The sequence below is a fragment of the Flavobacterium fructosi genome (assembly GCF_042787335.1).
Classification (GTDB): Bacteria; Bacteroidota; Bacteroidia; order Flavobacteriales; family Flavobacteriaceae; genus Flavobacterium; species Flavobacterium fructosi.
Genome location: NZ_JBHZQA010000002.1, coordinates 106,669 through 124,356, shown reverse-complemented (window position 1 = coordinate 124,356; position 17,688 = coordinate 106,669). Strand labels below are relative to the sequence as shown.

General features: G+C 34.8%; 16 protein-coding genes and 2 pseudogenes. 3 read left to right on the top strand and 15 right to left on the bottom strand.

Annotated elements, in window-relative coordinates:
• Positions 1–55 precede the first annotated feature (55 nt).
• A complete protein-coding gene (locus ACFX5D_RS03475) occupies positions 56–817 on the bottom strand; it encodes an exodeoxyribonuclease III (RefSeq protein WP_379856865.1) in 762 nt (253 codons plus the stop codon).
• Positions 818–933: 116 nt separating this feature from the next.
• Between ACFX5D_RS03475 and ACFX5D_RS03470 the strand changes: the two genes are divergently transcribed.
• Positions 934–2,736: a GNAT family N-acyltransferase gene (locus ACFX5D_RS03470; protein WP_379856864.1), complete on the top strand. Its 1,803-nt coding sequence runs from the start codon at positions 934–936 to the stop codon at positions 2,734–2,736.
• A gap of 68 nt (positions 2,737–2,804) precedes the next feature.
• Here ACFX5D_RS03470 and ACFX5D_RS03465 read toward each other — a convergent pair whose 3' ends face one another.
• The 4 genes and pseudogenes from ACFX5D_RS03465 to ACFX5D_RS03450 form a co-directional block, all read right to left on the bottom strand.
• Positions 2,805–3,269: a DUF2752 domain-containing protein gene (locus ACFX5D_RS03465; RefSeq protein ID WP_379856863.1), complete on the bottom strand. Its 465-nt coding sequence runs from the start codon at positions 3,267–3,269 to the stop codon at positions 2,805–2,807.
• The gene (locus ACFX5D_RS03460; RefSeq protein ID WP_379856862.1) at positions 3,244–3,627 is read right to left on the bottom strand and encodes a DUF4234 domain-containing protein; all 384 of its coding nucleotides are present in this window, start codon (positions 3,625–3,627) and stop codon (positions 3,244–3,246) included. Before ACFX5D_RS03460 ends, ACFX5D_RS03465 begins: the two co-directional genes overlap by 26 nt.
• 65 nt (positions 3,628–3,692) lie before the next feature.
• Positions 3,693–4,064, bottom strand: a complete 372-nt coding sequence (locus ACFX5D_RS03455; protein WP_379857214.1) for a VOC family protein — start codon at positions 4,062–4,064, stop codon at positions 3,693–3,695.
• An 18-nt stretch (positions 4,065–4,082) separates the two neighbouring features.
• A pseudogene (locus ACFX5D_RS03450) lies at positions 4,083–5,021 on the bottom strand (2-hydroxyacid dehydrogenase); the annotation flags it as partial.
• Positions 5,022–5,144: 123 nt separating this feature from the next.
• Here ACFX5D_RS03450 and nhaA point away from each other — a divergent pair.
• Complete coding sequence (gene nhaA, locus ACFX5D_RS03445; protein WP_379856861.1) at positions 5,145–6,317, top strand: Na+/H+ antiporter NhaA; 1,173 nt, start codon at positions 5,145–5,147, stop codon at positions 6,315–6,317.
• Between the two features lie 172 nt (positions 6,318–6,489).
• Here nhaA and ACFX5D_RS03440 read toward each other — a convergent pair whose 3' ends face one another.
• The 3 genes from ACFX5D_RS03440 to ACFX5D_RS03430 form a co-directional block, all read right to left on the bottom strand.
• Positions 6,490–7,086, bottom strand: coding sequence for a hypothetical protein (locus tag ACFX5D_RS03440; protein ID WP_379856860.1), 597 nt, complete (start codon positions 7,084–7,086; stop codon positions 6,490–6,492).
• A gap of 62 nt (positions 7,087–7,148) precedes the next feature.
• Positions 7,149–7,529 carry a Dabb family protein gene (locus tag ACFX5D_RS03435; protein WP_379856859.1) on the bottom strand — a complete coding sequence of 127 codons (381 nt, stop codon included), beginning with the start codon at positions 7,527–7,529 and terminating at the stop codon, positions 7,149–7,151.
• A gap of 277 nt (positions 7,530–7,806) precedes the next feature.
• Positions 7,807–8,160 carry a hypothetical protein gene (locus tag ACFX5D_RS03430; RefSeq protein ID WP_379856858.1) on the bottom strand — a complete coding sequence of 118 codons (354 nt, stop codon included), beginning with the start codon at positions 8,158–8,160 and terminating at the stop codon, positions 7,807–7,809.
• Positions 8,161–9,040: 880 nt separating this feature from the next.
• Here ACFX5D_RS03430 and ACFX5D_RS03425 point away from each other — a divergent pair.
• Positions 9,041–10,624 (top strand): FAD-dependent oxidoreductase, encoded by a 1,584-nt coding sequence (locus tag ACFX5D_RS03425; protein ID WP_379856857.1) that lies wholly within the window; start codon positions 9,041–9,043, stop codon positions 10,622–10,624.
• Positions 10,625–10,960: 336 nt separating this feature from the next.
• On the opposite strand, the gene ACFX5D_RS03420 is transcribed toward ACFX5D_RS03425, so the two are convergent.
• The 7 genes and pseudogenes from ACFX5D_RS03420 to ACFX5D_RS03390 all read right to left on the bottom strand — a co-directional run bounded on the left by ACFX5D_RS03420 (position 10,961) and on the right by ACFX5D_RS03390 (position 17,673).
• Positions 10,961–11,365, bottom strand: a complete 405-nt coding sequence (locus tag ACFX5D_RS03420; protein ID WP_379856856.1) for a hypothetical protein — start codon at positions 11,363–11,365, stop codon at positions 10,961–10,963.
• A gap of 648 nt (positions 11,366–12,013) precedes the next feature.
• Entirely contained in the window at positions 12,014–12,790 is a 777-nt protein-coding gene (gene proC, locus ACFX5D_RS03415; RefSeq protein ID WP_379856855.1) for a pyrroline-5-carboxylate reductase, read from the bottom strand.
• Between the two features lie 50 nt (positions 12,791–12,840).
• Complete coding sequence (gene mgtE / locus ACFX5D_RS03410; RefSeq protein WP_379856854.1) at positions 12,841–14,250, bottom strand: magnesium transporter; 1,410 nt, start codon at positions 14,248–14,250, stop codon at positions 12,841–12,843.
• Positions 14,240–15,019 (bottom strand): 16S rRNA (adenine(1518)-N(6)/adenine(1519)-N(6))-dimethyltransferase RsmA, encoded by a 780-nt coding sequence (gene rsmA, locus ACFX5D_RS03405; protein WP_379856853.1) that lies wholly within the window; start codon positions 15,017–15,019, stop codon positions 14,240–14,242. The genes mgtE and rsmA overlap by 11 nt, the downstream gene beginning before the upstream one ends.
• A gap of 58 nt (positions 15,020–15,077) precedes the next feature.
• Positions 15,078–15,320 (bottom strand): annotated as a pseudogene (locus ACFX5D_RS03400) (ORF6N domain-containing protein).
• 196 nt (positions 15,321–15,516) lie between these two features.
• Positions 15,517–15,828 carry a DUF4286 family protein gene (locus ACFX5D_RS03395; RefSeq protein ID WP_379856852.1) on the bottom strand — a complete coding sequence of 104 codons (312 nt, stop codon included), beginning with the start codon at positions 15,826–15,828 and terminating at the stop codon, positions 15,517–15,519.
• Between the two features lie 66 nt (positions 15,829–15,894).
• Positions 15,895–17,673 carry a tetratricopeptide repeat protein gene (locus tag ACFX5D_RS03390; protein ID WP_379856851.1) on the bottom strand — a complete coding sequence of 593 codons (1,779 nt, stop codon included), beginning with the start codon at positions 17,671–17,673 and terminating at the stop codon, positions 15,895–15,897.
• Positions 17,674–17,688 lie beyond the last annotated feature (15 nt).

Genomic DNA, 17,688 nt, shown 5'->3' with positions numbered 1-17,688 from the left:
TTCGTGTTCAGTTAATTTCATTTTGCAACGGATAGTGGGAAATAACACCTAAATGCTACTCTAGTTCTACCAAAACAGGGCAATGATCTGAATGAACTGCATCAGGAAGAATAACGGCTCTTTTCAGTTTATGTTTTAGGGTATCGCTTACTAAATTGTAATCAATGCGCCAGCCCTTGTTATTCCCTCTCGCTCCAGCGCGGTAACTCCACCATGAATATTGGTGCGGCTCACTGTTGAAATGGCGAAAGCTATCCACAAATCCCGACTTCATGAACCCATCAAGCCAGGCTCTTTCTTGCGGTAAAAATCCCGATATGTTCTTATTCCTGATAGGATCATGAATATCTATTGCTTCATGGCAAATGTTATAATCGCCACAGATAATAAGATTTGGCGTTTCTTTTTTGAGTTCGTCAATGTAATTTTGAAAATCATCCATGAACATGAATTTATGATCCAATCGCTGGATATTTGTCCCCGATGGCAAGTATAAACTCATCACTGAAAAGTCATCAAAATCAGCCCGAAGGTTCCTTCCCTCGAAATCCATATGGTGAATACCGGTTCCGTGAACTACATTATTAGGTTTTATTTTGGAGAGAATGGCCACGCCACTATACCCTTTTTTGGTTGCGGAATAATAATACTGATACGGATAGCCTGCCTTTGTGATGTCATCGACCGGAACTTGGTCTTCGGTTGCTTTAATTTCCTGAAGACAAATGATATCTGGATTTGCGTGCTGCAACCAGTCAATAAATCCTTTTGAAATGGCAGCTCTAATTCCGTTGACGTTGTATGAAATAATTTTCATTAATTTAATTTTAGTGTTTCAAATGTAATAAAAAAGGATAAGTTTGACTCAGAAAAAGAGAGAAAATGGAGTTTTTTGCTATCTTTGTTTCTTGCTCAAAAAAAATTAAAAAATACATGGGTTTAGTAACCGCCAAAGAAGTCGCAAAAGCGATAAATGCAGATAAGTATGGGGTTTTAGGTACTTTTTCAGGCTGGATGCTTATGAAGATCTTAAAAATTTCAACCTTAAACAAAGTATACGACAGAAATAAACATTTAACTGATGTTGATTTCCTGAATGGAATATTAGATGATCTACAAATAAAATTTGAAATCCCAGAAGAGGATTTAAAACGGTTACCAAAAGATGGCGCTTATATCACGATTTCAAATCACCCTTTGGGAGGTATTGACGGCGTTTTACTATTGAAATTAATGCTTGAAAGAGAACCTAATTTCAAAATTATCGCCAATTTTCTTTTGCATCGAATTGAACCACTCAAGAAATACATCATGCCAGTTAATCCTTTTGAAAATCATAAGGATGCTAAATCAAGTGTAGTAGGAATCAAAGAAACATTACGTCATTTAAGCGATGGAAAGCCGCTGGGAATGTTCCCTGCGGGAGAAGTTTCTACCTACAAAGATGGTAAATTAATGGTCGACAAACCTTGGGAAGAAGGGGCGATTAAAGTAATTAGAAAAGCACAAGTTCCAGTTGTTCCTATTTATTTTCATGCAAAAAACAGTCGATTATTTTATCTTTTGTCTAAAATAAGCAGCACTTTTAGGACGGCAAAACTGCCTTCGGAAGTATTTAGCCAAAAACACCGCGTGATTAAAGTTCGTGTTGGTAAGCCTATTTCCGTAAGCGAACAAAATGAACACGCATCGATAGCGGAATATTCAGAGTTTTTGCGAAAGAAAACGTATATGCTTGCAAATCCTTTTGAAAAAGAAAGTACTTTTTTGCCGACACCAACTTTGAAAATTCCTAAAAGTCCTAAAAAAATTGTTACTGCGGCCAGTCAGGAAAAAATGACTAAGGAAGTAAACGCACTGCGAAGTACTGATTGCCGACTATTATTAAGCAAAAACTACGAAGTGTTTCTAGCCGAAGCAAAAAAAATACCCAATATTCTTCATGAAATAGGACGTCTAAGAGAAATAACTTTCAGAGAAGTGGGCGAAGGAACAAACGAATCCATTGATTTAGACAAACATGATCAATATTACCATCATCTTTTTCTATGGGATAGTGACGCCAATAAAATTGCGGGAGCTTATAGAATGGGATTGGGTTCTGAAATTTATCCAAAATACGGAATAAATGGTTTCTATTTGAATGATCTTTTCCGATTTGAACCTGAATTACATGACATGATGCACAAGTCTATCGAAATGGGCCGTGCTTTTATCATTAAAGAATACCAACAAAAACCCATGCCTCTTTTCTTGCTTTGGAAAGGAATTATGCACACTACATTACGTTATCCAGAACATAAATATTTACTTGGCGGCGTGAGTATCAGCAATCAGTTTTCTGACTTTTCAAAATCACTCATGATTGAATTTATGAAATCGAATTATTACGATCCGTATATTGCACAATACATTCATCCAAAGAAAGCGTATAAGGTAAAATTAAAAGATGCCGATAAGGATTTCATATTTGACGAAGCTGAATCCGATTTAAATAAGTTTGATAAAATTATAGACGAACTAGAACCAGGAAATTTGCGTTTACCGGTTTTGATTAAAAAATACATCAAACAAAATGCAAAGGTGGTTGCTTTTAATGTTGATCCGCTTTTTAATAATGCCGTTGACGGATTGATGTATATCCGGATTGCTGATATACCGGAAAGCACGATGAAACCCGTAATGGAAGAATTTCAAACTGAATTGGAGAGAAAATTAAGCGAAAAAGAAGATTAATTTCAGTTTCCGACTACATAAAAAATCCCGTTCTACTAAAATGAACGGGATTTTTTGTGGACTAAAATTTATCTCCAGATTGACTCCTTCAAAATAGAATCTAATGAATGGTTTTTTATAAAGAAAGCCAATCTTATGAAGTGGTAAACAATAAGAAAAAAACCCAAACCATAGGCTAGTTTTTTATTATACAGTACTGCGTTAAAACATTCCTTTTTAGTAATCAATTCTGTAGTTAATACAACAATTGCTATTAAGCAAAATACAATTACAAAAGGCCCCAATATATGGTAGCTAATAGACTTATAAAAATCTCCTTCATAAAAATAAACTAATGATTTTGTAATCCCGCAGCCCGGACAAGGAAATCCTGTAATCATTTTGAAAGGACACAAAGATTGATCCGTTTCAAGATGGTTATTCTCATTAAAAAACATTAAAAAAAACGGAACCAAAAGCGTTAATGTGGCGCCGATGATTCCGTAAATCTTACGTTTATCCTTAATATTAATTGTATAATTTATTAATATCATTTTGAACTATCATTGCAGCAATCATTGGAAAGAAAAGACCTAAAATAAGCAACAAAACCGTATCATCCTTTTCAGGAGAACCCGCTCTTCTATAAACATCCGGAAGTCCGTCTCTACCAGCCAAATAAAAGAAATAAATATTAACAGGGTAGCAGCAACCTGCAAAAACAGCAATTGGTTGCGAGATAACTTCTCGCTCAGAAACTGCATTAAAAACTGCAGCAACTTTAATGTTCCAATAGATTAAATACAATCCACAGGTTAAAAATCCGAAAATTAATACTACTACCGGATCTACTTTAAATACCGGAATAGGTTTTCTTGGAGTGTTCCAAGTTTCTTGAACAGTTACTTCCATTTGCGTTAGTTTGGTTAAATTTAAGTTATTAAATATTTAAAATTTTATTTGAATTATTTATCCGTTTATTCCCATAATTCTATTTTATTTCCCTCGCTATCCAGCACCCATCCAAATTTCCCATACTCATATGTCACCATATCACCTACAATTGTTACACCCTCATCCGATAATTTTTTTAATAAATTTTCTAAATCATGCACCCGGAAGTTTTGCATAAACTGTTTTTCGCTTGGCGTAAAATAAGTAGTATCATTTGCAAACGGCGACCATTGGATGGAGCAGTCATTTCCATCATTGTCATTCCACCAAAAAGTAGAACCATAGTCATCGGTTTTCAAACCCAAATGTTTTTTGTACCAAGCGACCAATTCTTTTGGATTTTTCGATTTAAAGAAAAAACCACCAATTCCTATAACTCTTTTCTCCGGCTGCATCCTTTTCTCTTGGCCAAAATATTTTGCTTTAATTTTATCAACAATTACTTGCGCTAACCGCTCCTGACTCTCAAATGTCCATCCGGCAATATGAGGCGTCAGAATTACGTTCTTCGCCTTCAATAAGTATTGGAAAGCTTCTGGCGTATTTTTATCGTGAAAAAGGGTCTCAAAAGACAATTTCTCATATTCCAAAACATCCAAACCTGCTCCGAGTATTTTGCCAGATTCCATCGCCAAAACTAAATCGGCGGTAACAATATTCTTGCCGCGAGAGGTGTTTATTATCCAAAATGATTTGGCAAACCCATTTATAAAATCAACATCGATCATTTTATCGGTTTCCGGAATCCATGGAATATGAAGACTGACTACATCTACTTTTTCCTGAAATTCTTGCAATGAAACTTGATTGGCATTACGGTCTCCCACATTTTCCTTTATGTCATAACACAATACTTCCGCATCAAAACCACGGAGTTTTTTCGCAAATGATTTTCCCATATTTCCGTAACCAATAATTCCAACGGTCTTTCCGTCAAGTTCGTGACCGCGATTGATTTCCCTGTTCCAATGCCCCGCTCGTATCTCGCTGTCTGCTTGATTCAATTTATTAAACAGAGATAAAATCATTCCTAAAGCATGTTCGGCAACGGCATTCCTGTTTCCTTCCGGTGCTGCAATAAGCGTAATGTTTTTAGATGCTGCATATTCGCAATCAATACTTTCTAAACCAGCTCCTACTCGTGCGATAAATTGCAAATTAGTGGCTTTGTCCAAAAATACCTTATCAATTTTGAATCGGCTTCGAATGACAATTCCTTGGTAATCCTGAATTTTGGATTCTATTTCTTCTTTTGAGCTAGTAAAATCGCTATGATTTACAAAACCGGCATTTTGCAATTGATTCCAAAGCAAAGGATGATTGCTATCAATATGAAGGATTTTGATGTCCATAATAAAAATTTCTAAGTTTTAATACCCCAAATTAACAAAAAAATAGCTCCCAAAAGCGTAAATTAGCATTCTTTCTATTCTGGAAATACGTATCCTGAATTCAATAATAATAAAATTCAAAAAATGAGATTAACAAAAACATTTAAAACCTTTTTTGAAAGCGAAAAAGCCGGAGGATTATTGTTGCTTTTTGTAACTATACTCTCCCTTTGCCTCGCCAACTCCTCGATTCAAACACAATATATTGCATTTTGGGAAACCCAATTGGGCCACCACTCTATCACACATTGGATTAATGACGGACTAATGACCCTCTTTTTCCTCTTAATAGGTTTAGAACTGGAACGCGAAATTTACATAGGTGAATTGTCCCGTATCAGAAATGCCGCATTGCCTATTTTTGGTGCCTTAGGCGGAATGCTAGTTCCTGCCGGAATCTTTCTAGCACTAAATTTTGGAACTTTAACACAAAACGGAGCCGGAATTCCTATGGCTACCGATATCGCTTTTGCGATTGGTATTTTATCCTTATTAGGAAATCGCGTTCCCACATCGCTTAAGGTATTTTTAACTGCACTTGCTGTAATTGATGATTTGGGCGCCATAATTGTCATTGCCATATTCTACACCTCAACAATTGCTTTTGTAAATTTATTTATAGCTTTGGGTATTCTTGGCGGTTTATTTATTCTGAATCGCATGAAAATTCACAATTTATTTCCGTATTTAATCGGCGGTGTTGCCATGTGGTATTTCATGCTTAATTCTGGAGTGCATGCCACTATTACAGGAGTTTTATTAGCTTTTGTAATTCCGTTTGGTGATGGAAGCAAAAAAACTTCCTCTTATAAAATTCAGCATTTTTTACACATACCCGTAGCCTTTTTTATTCTGCCATTGTTCGCCATAGCCAATACCTGTATAGCCATAGATTCCAATTGGCACGAAGGACTGACTCATCCCAACACTATAGGAATTATAGTAGGGCTTGTCATTGGAAAGCCACTCGGAATTTGGCTTTTCTCTTTTTTAGGCGTAAGTCTGGGACTTTGTGTTTTGCCTCGAAATTTACAATGGAAAACTATTTTTGGCGCAGGAATGTTGGGTGGAATTGGTTTCACCATGTCCATATTTATAACATTGCTAGCGTATAAAAATAATGGCGAAGAGGTAATTACCTATTCTAAAATTGCGATTCTAATTGCTTCATTTATTGCCGGAACAGCTGGTTTTCTTTGGTTGAAATACACCTTAAAAACCCCAATCAAAAAAATGAAGATTAAACCCATCGTTTAATTGATCTTTTCAATAAAAAAGGGTGTTTAGCTTAAAGCTAAACACCCTTTTTTATTGAAAATTTATGATTATAATTGAACTATTTACAAGCTAAATCATTTAACAGGCTGTATAAAAATATTTTTTTATCCCAATAACTAAAAATGTGTACTTGATTGGTTTTCTTCTTTTACTAAAAAATGTATCCAATTCCCAAATGCACATAAGGAATATATTGATTTCTATTATAAGCGCCATCTACATTTTGAACATTCCCATTAACCGAATTCTCTTTCAAATACACGACGCGATACCCAAATCCAACAGCGGTTTCATACGCAAAATGAGTCCCTATTTGACGTTTCAACCCCCATGTAGGAACAATTGCTAAATCAGCTGTTTTAGTTACATTATCGGCTAAATTTATTACAAACCAATCCGGATGATAACTTGTTTTAATGGAGAAATAATTTCCGCTATTATTGGTAGTATTTTTACCTTTTGAATTCCTTTTTTCCAGATTGTAATAATATCTTGGTTCTAATGTTAGTACCGGTTGCAAAATAAAACCAGCGCCATCATAATGATCGCCAACTGTAAAATCTTTTTCAAGACCAATTTCGCTTCGTAATGCGATGCTATTCGATAATTTACTTTCATTATTGAACCAAATTCCTATGTGTACTCCAAATCCGGCTTGTACTCCAAAAATTGATTTGTCAACACTTACTTCTTGAGCGTTTGCGTTTAGATTGAATGCCAGAATTAGGAATGCTATTACTTTTTTCATTTAAAGGATGCGAATTAATTATTTAGTAGTTATTTGTTTTCTGTTTTTAAAATAGATTTCGCTTACTTATTAGCCCAATAATCAAACACTGTGACTTTCTCAGGAGCTGGGTTTAACAGCGCAACAAAAGCTTTGTGATCCGGATGAATAAGATAAGCATCTCTATCACTCTCACTGATGAATGTAAGTATAAAGCAATGTGTCAAACCCTTATTCAAATTTTCAGGGCTGTTATTGGTTCCCCATTCAAATGATTTAATGGTTGGGATTTTATGCTTCAAATCATTCAAAGCGGTTACCACTTTAGTGATATAGGCAGCATCCGTTCCTTCTTTCCATCCAAACATCACCACATGTCGCAGCACTTGTTTGTGTTTGTCTTGTTGGGCGTTTACGGTGTAGATTGAAAGTAAAATAAGGGTTAGCAGCAATAGTTTTTTCATGGTAGTTTTTTTTCGAAATGTACGAATTATTTGAGTTTGATTTACAGGGAAGTAATCAAACTATTCAATTCCTCCGCTACCAAAAACAAGTTCGCAAAAGTTGCGCATAGGTGTCTGATTTTAAGCTATTTTACAGGCTTGTTGTTAAATACAAATGCCTTAAAGTTTAACACAAAGTATATTGTGAATAGTTGCGTAAATGTCTCTGACTTTGCGCCATTTTACAATCCTGTCACTATATGCAATCGCTTTAAAGTCTCCTGACTTTTTACAGAATCTAAATACTGAATGCATTTATCAAAATACTAGCCTCCATAGAATTAACGTTAGAGTTATCTGCTTTTTCTATTTTTAAAAAGCCCGAATCTTCTACATATTTACTTGTGCTTAAATAAATATAATGAGCTGTTTTCTCAACAAGTCCTGCCCGGACAGGATTTAAATGAATGTAATCTAATATAGACCACATGAATTGATTCGTATAAATTTCTCTCGCAAGATTGACATATTGCCAAAATTGATAATTTTTGTTTCTCGTATAACTTTCTGAAGCAAATTTAAATCGCTCCAACATCCAGTCTCTTCGGCTTTCGGGACAATTTCGTATTTTATCTAAAATTGTCTTTGCCATTAATTTTTAAAATTTCGCATCAAATCAGGTAGTTTACCGTCACGGGATGGAAACTATTATATGAATGTGATTACACATAATCAGATACCGACCAAACTATTCCCTTTTGTTGAGTGCAAAAAAATCAAGATATTTTAAGACCACTTTCTTTATACGTTTGTCGGCTAAAAACATGAATCTAACCTGTTGCTGTTTTGAAATGAGTTAATGTTTGATCTATAATAACATGCCTTCTTTCATTATTATTTCTTTTTTTACAGATAATTAATTTATTCCTTTTTGAATTTGCAAAAGCTTTAGGTAAAAAGCAGGGAGACTTTTAAAGATTTACGTTTCTATAACTAATTCTGAAAATTGCGCAAAGTCAATAGACATCTGCGCAGCTTAACCGATAATATTATTGATTTAAAAACAATTTATATAAAGCTAGAGAATACTTTGCGCAGCTGGTTTTGCCATGAAATTATAATTTGAAATATTTGGTAACTTAAAATTAGTCCATTTTAGCCATCCTTGTATTTTGGCGTACTATTTTATCATGAAATAGTCACGTTGAATTAAATTATTTGGATTTATGAAACAAAACATTTTTACTTTCAATTGACATAAATTTAGCAGTCAAACTAAAAGCAAAAACCTCAATATCGGTCATTTTCAGTTTTCTTTCTAAACGAAATATTTCACATAGTTATTGGTTGATTTTTAGATTCAAATCTATTGAATTTCAGTATTTTGACAAATATTTAATCGTTTTTTTATTATAATTTATTTCATCTAACGGGTTTATATTATTAAATTTATTTCGTAAATTTATCCTTTAAAGGAAATCAAAGGAAACCAAAATGAGCATAATGAAAACCCACCACTAAAAAAGTCTCAAATGAAAACTCCTGATACTACTTCCGAATTTGAAAATGGTACTATAACCTCTGGAAATAATCTTTCTTATTGGTTTTCATCGTCCATAAAACCACTAGCTTTTGAGAAATTAAACCAAAATATTGATACTGATATTTTAGTTATAGGAGGTGGTATTGCAGGACTTACAACTGCGTACTGTCTTGCAAAGGAAGGACGTAAAGTGATTTTGGTTGAAGACGGATTTATTGCAAGCGGTGAAACTGGAAGAACTACTGCTCACCTTACGTGTGCGCTGGACGATCGTTATTTTGAATTAGAAAAAACTTTCGATGAACATACTGCAAAATTAGCAGCCAGTAGTCACATGGCTGCTATTGAATGGTTCGCAGATACCATTAAACATCATAAAATTAATTGTCATTTTAAAAGAGTGGATGGCTATTTGTTTTTACACCCTTCTGATACCAAGGAAACATTAGAAAAGGAATACGAAGCTACAAAACGTGCCGGACTTATTACTGAGATGCTAGATTCTGTTCCGTCCATTGCAGCTGAAAAAGGAAAGCGGTGTCTTAAATTTGCTGATCAGGCCCAGTTTCATATACTTCTTTATATTAAAGGTTTAGCTAGTGCCTTCATAAAATTGGGAGGAGAAATCTTTACACAAACAAAAGCCGAAAATATCACGACTGAAGGTGCTACTGCAAACGGTTTTAAAGTAAAAGCAAATCACATTGTAGTTGCAACTAACACTCCCATTAATGACTGGGTAAAAATACATACTAAACAATGGCCTTATCGCACGTATGTGATAGCTGCCAAAGTTCCTAAAGGAAAACTACCTTATGCATTGTGGTGGGACACTGGTGATTATAGCTCAAAATGGCTAGCAAAGCCCTATCATTATGTCCGTTTGGAAGAGTTTGATGAGCAGTACGACATATTGATTGCAGGTGGAGAAGACCATCGTACAGGTCAGGCAGATGAGGAGAATATCAAAGAGGAAGACCGATACGCTAAACTGGAAAAATGGACAAAGAAACATTTTCCAGCCATTGGGGCTATCGAATTCAAATGGTCTGGTCAGGTAATGGAACCTCTTGATTCATTGGCATTCATTGGCAAGAATCCAGGTGAAGATAATATTTACATTATTACAGGTGATTCGGGTAACGGTATGACATACGGAACGCTTGGCGGAATGATTATCACCGACATAATTACCGGAAAAGAAAACCCCTTGATTAAAATATACAGCCCATCTCGCTTTACATTAAAAACTACTGCTGATTACTTACACGAAGTTGGAAACATGGTAGCGCAATATGGCGACTGGTTTACTCCCGAAGATATAAAAGAAATAGGCGATTTAAAATTAGGTGAAGGTGGAATCATTTCATTTGGATTAAAAAAAATTGCAGCATTTCGTGACGAACAGAATAATGTTCATCTCTCTTCCGCAGTTTGTCCACACTTAGGAGGTATACTACAATGGAATGCTGACGAAAAAACATTCGATTGCCCTATGCACGGCTCCCGTTTTACCAATGAAGGCAAAGTAATAAATGGACCTGCAACTTCTGATTTAAAAAAAATATTATGAACAAAGAACATAAAATTTAACATTGTTGTGATTGTTTGGCAACTTAAGGCACTTGGCCTTTTCGATGGATTGATGAAATATATTTATAAAAATATCTGTTGACCCCACTACTAAAAACAAGATCGTAAAAGCTGTGCGTAGGTTTCTGATTTTATGCTAATTTACAATCCTCTTGTTAAATACAAACGCCTAAAGTTTAACACAAAGTATTTTGTGAAAAGTTGCGCCAATGTCTCTGACTTTTCGCCATTTTACAATCCAGTTACTAAATACAAACGCCTTAAAGCCTCCTGACCTTTTAACAGAATTTCAATAGTGAGTGCATTTGGCAAAAGACTAATCCTCCAAAACATTAACGATAGGTTTATCTGCTTTTTCTGTTTTTAAAAAACCCGAATCATAGATAAAATTACTTGCGCTTGAATAAAGATAATGTGATGCTTTATCAAAAAGTCCTTCCCCGACGGGATTTAAATGAATGAAATCTAATTTTGACCACATGAATTGATTCGCATAAATTTCTCCTGCAGGATTGACATATTGCCAAAACTGATGATTTTTGCTTCTCGTATGACTTTCTGTAGCTAATTTGGATCGCTCCAACATCCAATCTCTCCGGTTTTCGGGACTATTTTGTATTTTATCTAAAATAGTCTTTGCCATGAATTTTTTAAAATATCGCATCAAATCAGGTACTTTACCTTCACGGGATTGAACTATTATATGAATGTGATTACTCAAATTATATACAAGATTTTTAAAGAATTACGTTTCTATAATTAATTATGAAAATTGCGCAAAGTCAGAGACATTTGCGCAGCTTAACGGATTATATTAATGATTTAAAAACACTTTATATAAAGCTAATGAACACTATGCGCAGCTGGTGGAGATTTGATAATGTATTATTTGATTTTGATAAATTGGGAGCGTTTTGTGGGATATGGTCACTTTAAAAAAAGACCTATTGATTCACAATGTAAATTCGTCAAAATAAGATTAGATTTTATTTGAAAACTATTTTTTTGATGCGAATTGATGCGATAATGATCCGTAAATGGAAATGCTTCCGTATAAAACTAACAAAATCATCCTTACTAGCCATTTGGTCTGATTTTTTTAAAGCTTACTTTTTAAAATATATGATTTTTTTTATAAAAAACACAGACTGTTTTTCTTCATAAACTCATGAAAAGGAATAATGAATGATTGCAGATTTTTAATTTCTGATGTAAAAAACACATACACAAACTATACTTTGGTGCGGGAGAGATAGAAGCAATCCACCGCGGCGGAGCGGATAGCTGGACGCCAATAAAAAAAAGGTCTTCTCAACAGTTACGATGAGAAGACCCTTTTTTTTTAATGTGCTCACTCCCCAAATGGCATTTATCCTTTAATTTGTTTTAAAGAGGTTTTGATTCCACGTATCAATGACGAACTGAATCCGTGCATTTCCATTTCGTTTAATCCCGCAATGGTACAACCCTGTGGTGTCGTTACGCGGTCAATTAATTGTTCGGGGTGAATTTGTTCTTCCATGATCATTTCGGCAGCTCCTTTTACGGTTTGTGCTGAAATGGCCAGTGCAGTTTGCCAGTCAAATCCTATTTCGATTCCAGCTTGCATCGAAGCACGAATGTAGCGCAAGGCAAAGGCGGTTCCGCTGGCCGCAAGAACCGTGGCCGCATCCATCAATTTTTCGTCAATTATTGGAGCTGTTCCTAAATCCTGGAAAAGAGCAACTACGTTTTGTGATTTCTCTTTGTCCTTTTCATGAAAAGCAATACAGGTTGCCGATGCGCCAAATTGTGATGCAATATTCGGCATGATTCGGATAGCGCTATTGCCAACACCTATCTTATTTTGTAAATTTTCGATTGACAGTCCACTCACGGCCGAAGCGATTACTTTGTTAGAAATCACAGGAAGAATTTCTGCCAAAACAGTATCTACCTGATACGGTTTTATGGTCAGAATAATGATATCTGCGTCTTGAATTTCATGTTTATTATCTGTAGAAACAGTCACGCCTGATTGTTCTAAATAAAGAATGCTTGTCGTATTTCTTCGCGTTATGGTAATTTGATTTCTTTGTGAAAATTTTGACAATCCTTTTGCAATAGCGACTCCTAAGTTTCCTCCGCCAATTATATGAATTTTCATGCTGGTTGTGGTTATTGTGTTAGTTAATAGTTCACGAATTCATACCCTTCTTATAATAATTTGCCCTTTAATAATAAAGAGGCGATTGAAAAATAAATAACTAAACCCGTTACATCGACTAAGGTCGCTACAAATGGCGCTGATGATGTTGCAGGATCTAGTCTAAGTTTTTTTAATAAAAATGGAATCATTGAGCCTGAAAGCGTACCCCATAAAACGATAAAGACTAATGAAAGTGAAACCGTCATTGCGATAGCAAACCAATGAATTCCATATTGGTACAATCCTGTTTGTTGCCAAATCATAATTCTAATAAAACCTACAATCCCTAAGATAGAGCCCAATAAAAATCCTGATGCAATTTCTTTTTTCATTACAAACCACCAGTCTTTTAAGTCTAATTCTTTCAATGCCATTGCACGAATAATCAAAGTTGCGGCTTGTGAACCAGAATTTCCTCCACTCGAAATGATGAGAGGAACAAAAAGTGCTAAAACTACTGCTTTTTCTATTTCTCCTTCAAAAAATCCCATTGCAGAAGCTGTAAACATTTCTCCTAAAAACAAAACGACTAACCAAGTGGCGCGTTTTTTTACCATTTCGAAAAGTCTCGTTTGCACATAAGGCAATTCAAGGGCTTCCAACCCCCCAAATTTTTGAATATCTTCAGTATCTCTTTTTTCAATTTCATCTTTTATGACGTCAATAATATCATCTATAGTTATTCGACCTACCAAACGTCCCAATTCATCCACAACAGGAATTGCCTCTAAGTCGTACTTGTCCATAATTCGAGCCACCTCAACATCTGCCGTTTCGACATCTACATAATTTAGTTTTCGGATGTAAAATTCACTAATAGGTGTTTTAGTAGTTGGTGCCGTTAGCAAATCCTTTAGCGACAAACGACCCCTAAGTTTGTTGTCATCATCCACCACATAAATAGAATGCACTTTAGAGATGTTCTCTGCCTGAATTCGCATTTCCTTTACGCAAGTAAGCACATTCCAATTCTCATTAACTTTCACCAATTCTTTGTGCATGATTCCACCCGCAGTGTCCTCGTCATAACGCAACAAATCAACAATACCTTTGGCGTGTTCTACATCTTGAAGTTCTGATATTACCTCTGCTTTTCTATCCTTGGAAAGCTCTCCAATAATATCAGCGGCATCATTGGTATCGAGTTCATCAAGCTCTTCGGCAATTTCTTTTGGTGAAAGTCTACTTAATATCTTCTCCCGCAAATCATCTTCCAGTTCCAGAAGAATTTCGGCCGTTTTTTCACTGTCTAATACTTTAAAAATATAGGTAGCTTCATTAATATCAATTTCGTCAAGAATTTCTGCAAAATCAGCATGATGCATATCATTTAACAAAATTTCCAACTGCTGGTTGTCCTTAGTTTGAATGAGTTGAGCTATTTGTTTAATAAGCTCTTTGCTGATTTTAAATTCCATCGGCTTCTATTTTTTGGGTAAGTTCTATGAACTGTTCTACACTTAGTTGTTCTGGTCGAAGATCAAAAACAGGATCCTCTCTCAGTTTATCTGACAAATTTAAGGTTTTTAAACTGTTACGCAAAGTCTTTCTACGTTGTTGAAAACCCGTTTTTACTACCGTGAAAAATAATTTTTCGCCGCAAGGCAAACTATAATCTTCTTTTCGGCGTAAACGCAAAACTCCTGATTTTACTTTCGGTGGCGGAATAAATACGTTTTCATCTACAGTAAATAAATATTCGGCATCATAAAATGCCTGTACCAAAACCGACAGAATTCCATATGCTTTTGTTCCCTTTTTTTCGCAAATGCGCTGCGCCACTTCTTTCTGGAACATCCCGGCAAATTCCGGAATTTGGTGGCGATATTCTAATGTTTTAAAAACAATTTGTGTCGAAATATTATATGGAAAATTCCCAATGATAGCGAATTGTTTTCCTTCAAAAACTTCGTTGATGTTGTATCTCAGGAAATCTTTAGAAATAATTTTATCTTTTAATTTTGGGTAATTTTCGTCTAAATACGTAACTGATTCCGTATCGATTTCTATAACGTAGGTATTGATTGGCTTGTCCAATAAATATTTAGTCAAAACTCCCATTCCCGGACCTATTTCTAATACATCATCATATCCCTCTAAATTCAACGTGTCAGCAATGTCTTTTGCAATGCTTTCGTCTTTCAAGAAATGTTGTCCGAGGTGTTTTTTTGCTTTTACTTTTTCCATTTTATTTTTTTCTCGCAAAGACGCAAAGGCGCAAAGCAGTAGTTTTATATTTTCTATTCTATTTATTGAGGACACTTGAACGCATCAATACACCGTGTTCTGTAAAAATATAAGGCAATTTTCTATTCCCTCCCCAACTTGAAGTCGCAATTTCGTTAAGTTGAAACATAAAATCTTCAGGAAACCTAGTTGAATTTCTTTTAACTTATTCATTCAACCTTTTAGTTTCAACCCCGTAAAGCGCTGCCAAATCACGATTCAGCATTACTTTTTGGTTTCTGATGAAGTAAATTTTATTCATTACCACATCATCGGGAACTAAAGAAATTTCGTTACTCATAAATGAACTTTTTATATTTTTAATAATTGGAAATCATAAATTGTGTCCTCCAATTATATCTATTTTAACAATCCGACTTGATTTCGCAAATTTTGACTTCAAGATTGTGGTTCAAAACGATAACCCGCATATGAATGCTTGGTTTCTCGCAATGACGTTAATAATCCGCAATCAACTCTAATTCCGTTCTAAAAGCAAGCATTTTGTCTCCAAATAACTTCGCTCCTTCTTCACGAAAAGCCGGTGCGTTCTCCAGATAATATTTCTCCAAAGTTTCTTTGCTGTCCGTCGTGTATTGAACAGAATAAGTGACGCCTCCCAATTCTTCTTCAATTAGCACCCGCACCATTCTTGCTGATGAGAATTTCCCTGTAGCCAGAATTTCAGGAATGTGTTTGTGTTGCATCCAAATCATCCATTGATCGTGAACGCTTTGATGTATGTTTGTGGTAACGTTGTATATTATCATTATTGTTAATTTGGTTAATCGGTTTATAGGTTAATCGGTTAAACAATTAACCGATTAAACATTAACTTATAAATTTGTATCGCCTCTCAGTTGCCTGAATGTCTTTCTGGCATCAACAAAATAAATACTGTCCTGATGATTGAAAATTATCTTTTCGTATAATGGTTTTGCTTTTTCGGGCAAAATTAATTGTTTGTTATAAATTTCTGCCGAAAAAAACAATGCTTCGTCAACATAAATCCCATCACTATGATGGTCTATAATACTTTGATATTGGCTTAAAGCCAAAGTAAAATCACCCAGTTTTTCGTAAATTCTTCCTAATCGCAATAACGTAACCGCCTCTATTTCCTGCCCTTTGTAATTTTTTAATATCGTCTGAAATTGAGCTTCCGCTTCCTGATTCCTGTTTTGATATAAAAGATAATCTCCTTTTGCAAATTGCTTCAAAGCCGTTTGTGTCGAATCTGCAACGGTGTTATCATTAATCAAAAGAAAATATTCCAAAGCATCATTTGCAATCAATTGTGTATTAGCCGATTTCAGTTCCTTAAATTGTCTTAATGCCCAGACAAAATCAGTCTTGAAATAACTCGTTTTTGCCGACTTTAAACTGGCTTCATGCGCAATCACATCATTTTTTAAATCCAATTCAATTTGGGAATAATAAATCAACGCTTGATTGAATTTTTCTTCATAAAGCAAAATATCTGCTAATTCCATTTTGGCTTGAGCCACATCATAATCATTCAATTCCAACTCTAGTGCTTTCGTAATTATTGCTTTTCCATCTTCCGGTTTTTTTAAATTAAAAGTAACAAAATGCGCTTGAATCAGCTGCAAAGATAAGGTAAAAGGACTTATTTCATATTGTTTGAGTAAAGCCTGTAATTCTGCATTGATGGCAGCAAAATCTTTTTCTTTAGCCTTCCCTATTTTCATTTTTATCAAATAGGAATTGGCTTGAATCAACAGTTCTAAATCTTTTGTGTTTTCCAAAACGAAACCAAGAATCTCCTTTGCCGCGTCCTGATTGTCTTCCTCAATAGCCAATTGTCCTAAATTGACAATATTAGAGAGTGATTCCGGGTCGCGTTTATAAATTGCTTTTTCTTGGATAAATGCTTTTTCAAATTCTTTTTTCTGTACATAATACCAACTCAAATACCGATTCCAGAAAATATCCTGATTTTTTTGCGTTCTTATAATTAATGCCTTGCGCAAGGTTTCATTAAAACTGGCATCTCCCTCATCAACCATGAAACGAGCCAACTGATTTTGAATCATTATCGAATTTTGTGGATTTGCAAAGGCTTCATTTAAGAAGGTTGAAATCATCATTTCGGCATTACCCAATTGCCCATAAAGCAGTGCTATTTGATAATTAAAATTTAAATTAGGTTCTAATTCCGTAGCGGTTTGGTAGGATTTTAAGGCGTAATCTAACAATACTTTTTTCTCAAAAGAATTAGAAATACCATAAACCTCATTTGGATTTTTCTTGATTCGTTCTAATGCCTGATCGTAGAAATTTTTGGCTTTTGCATCGTTTTTCTGCAACTTAAAGTTATAACCTAACTCAACAAGAAGATTGCCTTGATTGTATTTGTTTAATCGTGTTTGTATCGCTTTCTCTGCAACATCAAACTGCTTTAACTGCTGGTAACAGTCAATTGTTCTTAGAAAATATTGTGTGTTTTGTGGTATGTTTTCTAATAATTCTTCATAACTGATTTTTGCTTTTTCAAAATCACCTTTATCATAATAATACTGCGCCAATTGTTCGTTTTGCGCGAAAGCGAATAGCGATAAAAACAGGTGTATTAAGATAACTATTTTTTTCATTTTTTATCTGTTTTT

Excerpts from the sequence above, each read along its gene's own strand:
- ACFX5D_RS03475 (WP_379856865.1), bottom strand. The coding sequence starts at position 817 with ATGAAAATTATTTCATACAACGTCAACGGAATTAGAGCTGCCATTTCA.
- ACFX5D_RS03470 (WP_379856864.1), top strand. The coding sequence starts at position 934 with ATGGGTTTAGTAACCGCCAAAGAAGTCGCAAAAGCGATAAATGCAGAT.
- ACFX5D_RS03465 (WP_379856863.1), bottom strand. The coding sequence starts at position 3,269 with ATGATATTAATAAATTATACAATTAATATTAAGGATAAACGTAAGATT.
- ACFX5D_RS03460 (WP_379856862.1), bottom strand. The coding sequence starts at position 3,627 with ATGGAAGTAACTGTTCAAGAAACTTGGAACACTCCAAGAAAACCTATT.
- ACFX5D_RS03455 (WP_379857214.1), bottom strand. The coding sequence starts at position 4,064 with ATGCAGCCGGAGAAAAGAGTTATAGGAATTGGTGGTTTTTTCTTTAAA.
- nhaA (WP_379856861.1), top strand. The coding sequence starts at position 5,145 with ATGAGATTAACAAAAACATTTAAAACCTTTTTTGAAAGCGAAAAAGCC.
- ACFX5D_RS03440 (WP_379856860.1), bottom strand. The coding sequence starts at position 7,086 with ATGAAAAAAGTAATAGCATTCCTAATTCTGGCATTCAATCTAAACGCA.
- ACFX5D_RS03435 (WP_379856859.1), bottom strand. The coding sequence starts at position 7,529 with ATGAAAAAACTATTGCTGCTAACCCTTATTTTACTTTCAATCTACACC.
- ACFX5D_RS03430 (WP_379856858.1), bottom strand. The coding sequence starts at position 8,160 with ATGGCAAAGACAATTTTAGATAAAATACGAAATTGTCCCGAAAGCCGA.
- ACFX5D_RS03425 (WP_379856857.1), top strand. The coding sequence starts at position 9,041 with ATGAAAACTCCTGATACTACTTCCGAATTTGAAAATGGTACTATAACC.
- proC (WP_379856855.1), bottom strand. The coding sequence starts at position 12,790 with ATGAAAATTCATATAATTGGCGGAGGAAACTTAGGAGTCGCTATTGCA.
- mgtE (WP_379856854.1), bottom strand. The coding sequence starts at position 14,250 with ATGGAATTTAAAATCAGCAAAGAGCTTATTAAACAAATAGCTCAACTC.
- rsmA (WP_379856853.1), bottom strand. The coding sequence starts at position 15,019 with ATGGAAAAAGTAAAAGCAAAAAAACACCTCGGACAACATTTCTTGAAA.
- ACFX5D_RS03395 (WP_379856852.1), bottom strand. The coding sequence starts at position 15,828 with ATGATAATATACAACGTTACCACAAACATACATCAAAGCGTTCACGAT.
- ACFX5D_RS03390 (WP_379856851.1), bottom strand. The coding sequence starts at position 17,673 with ATGAAAAAAATAGTTATCTTAATACACCTGTTTTTATCGCTATTCGCT.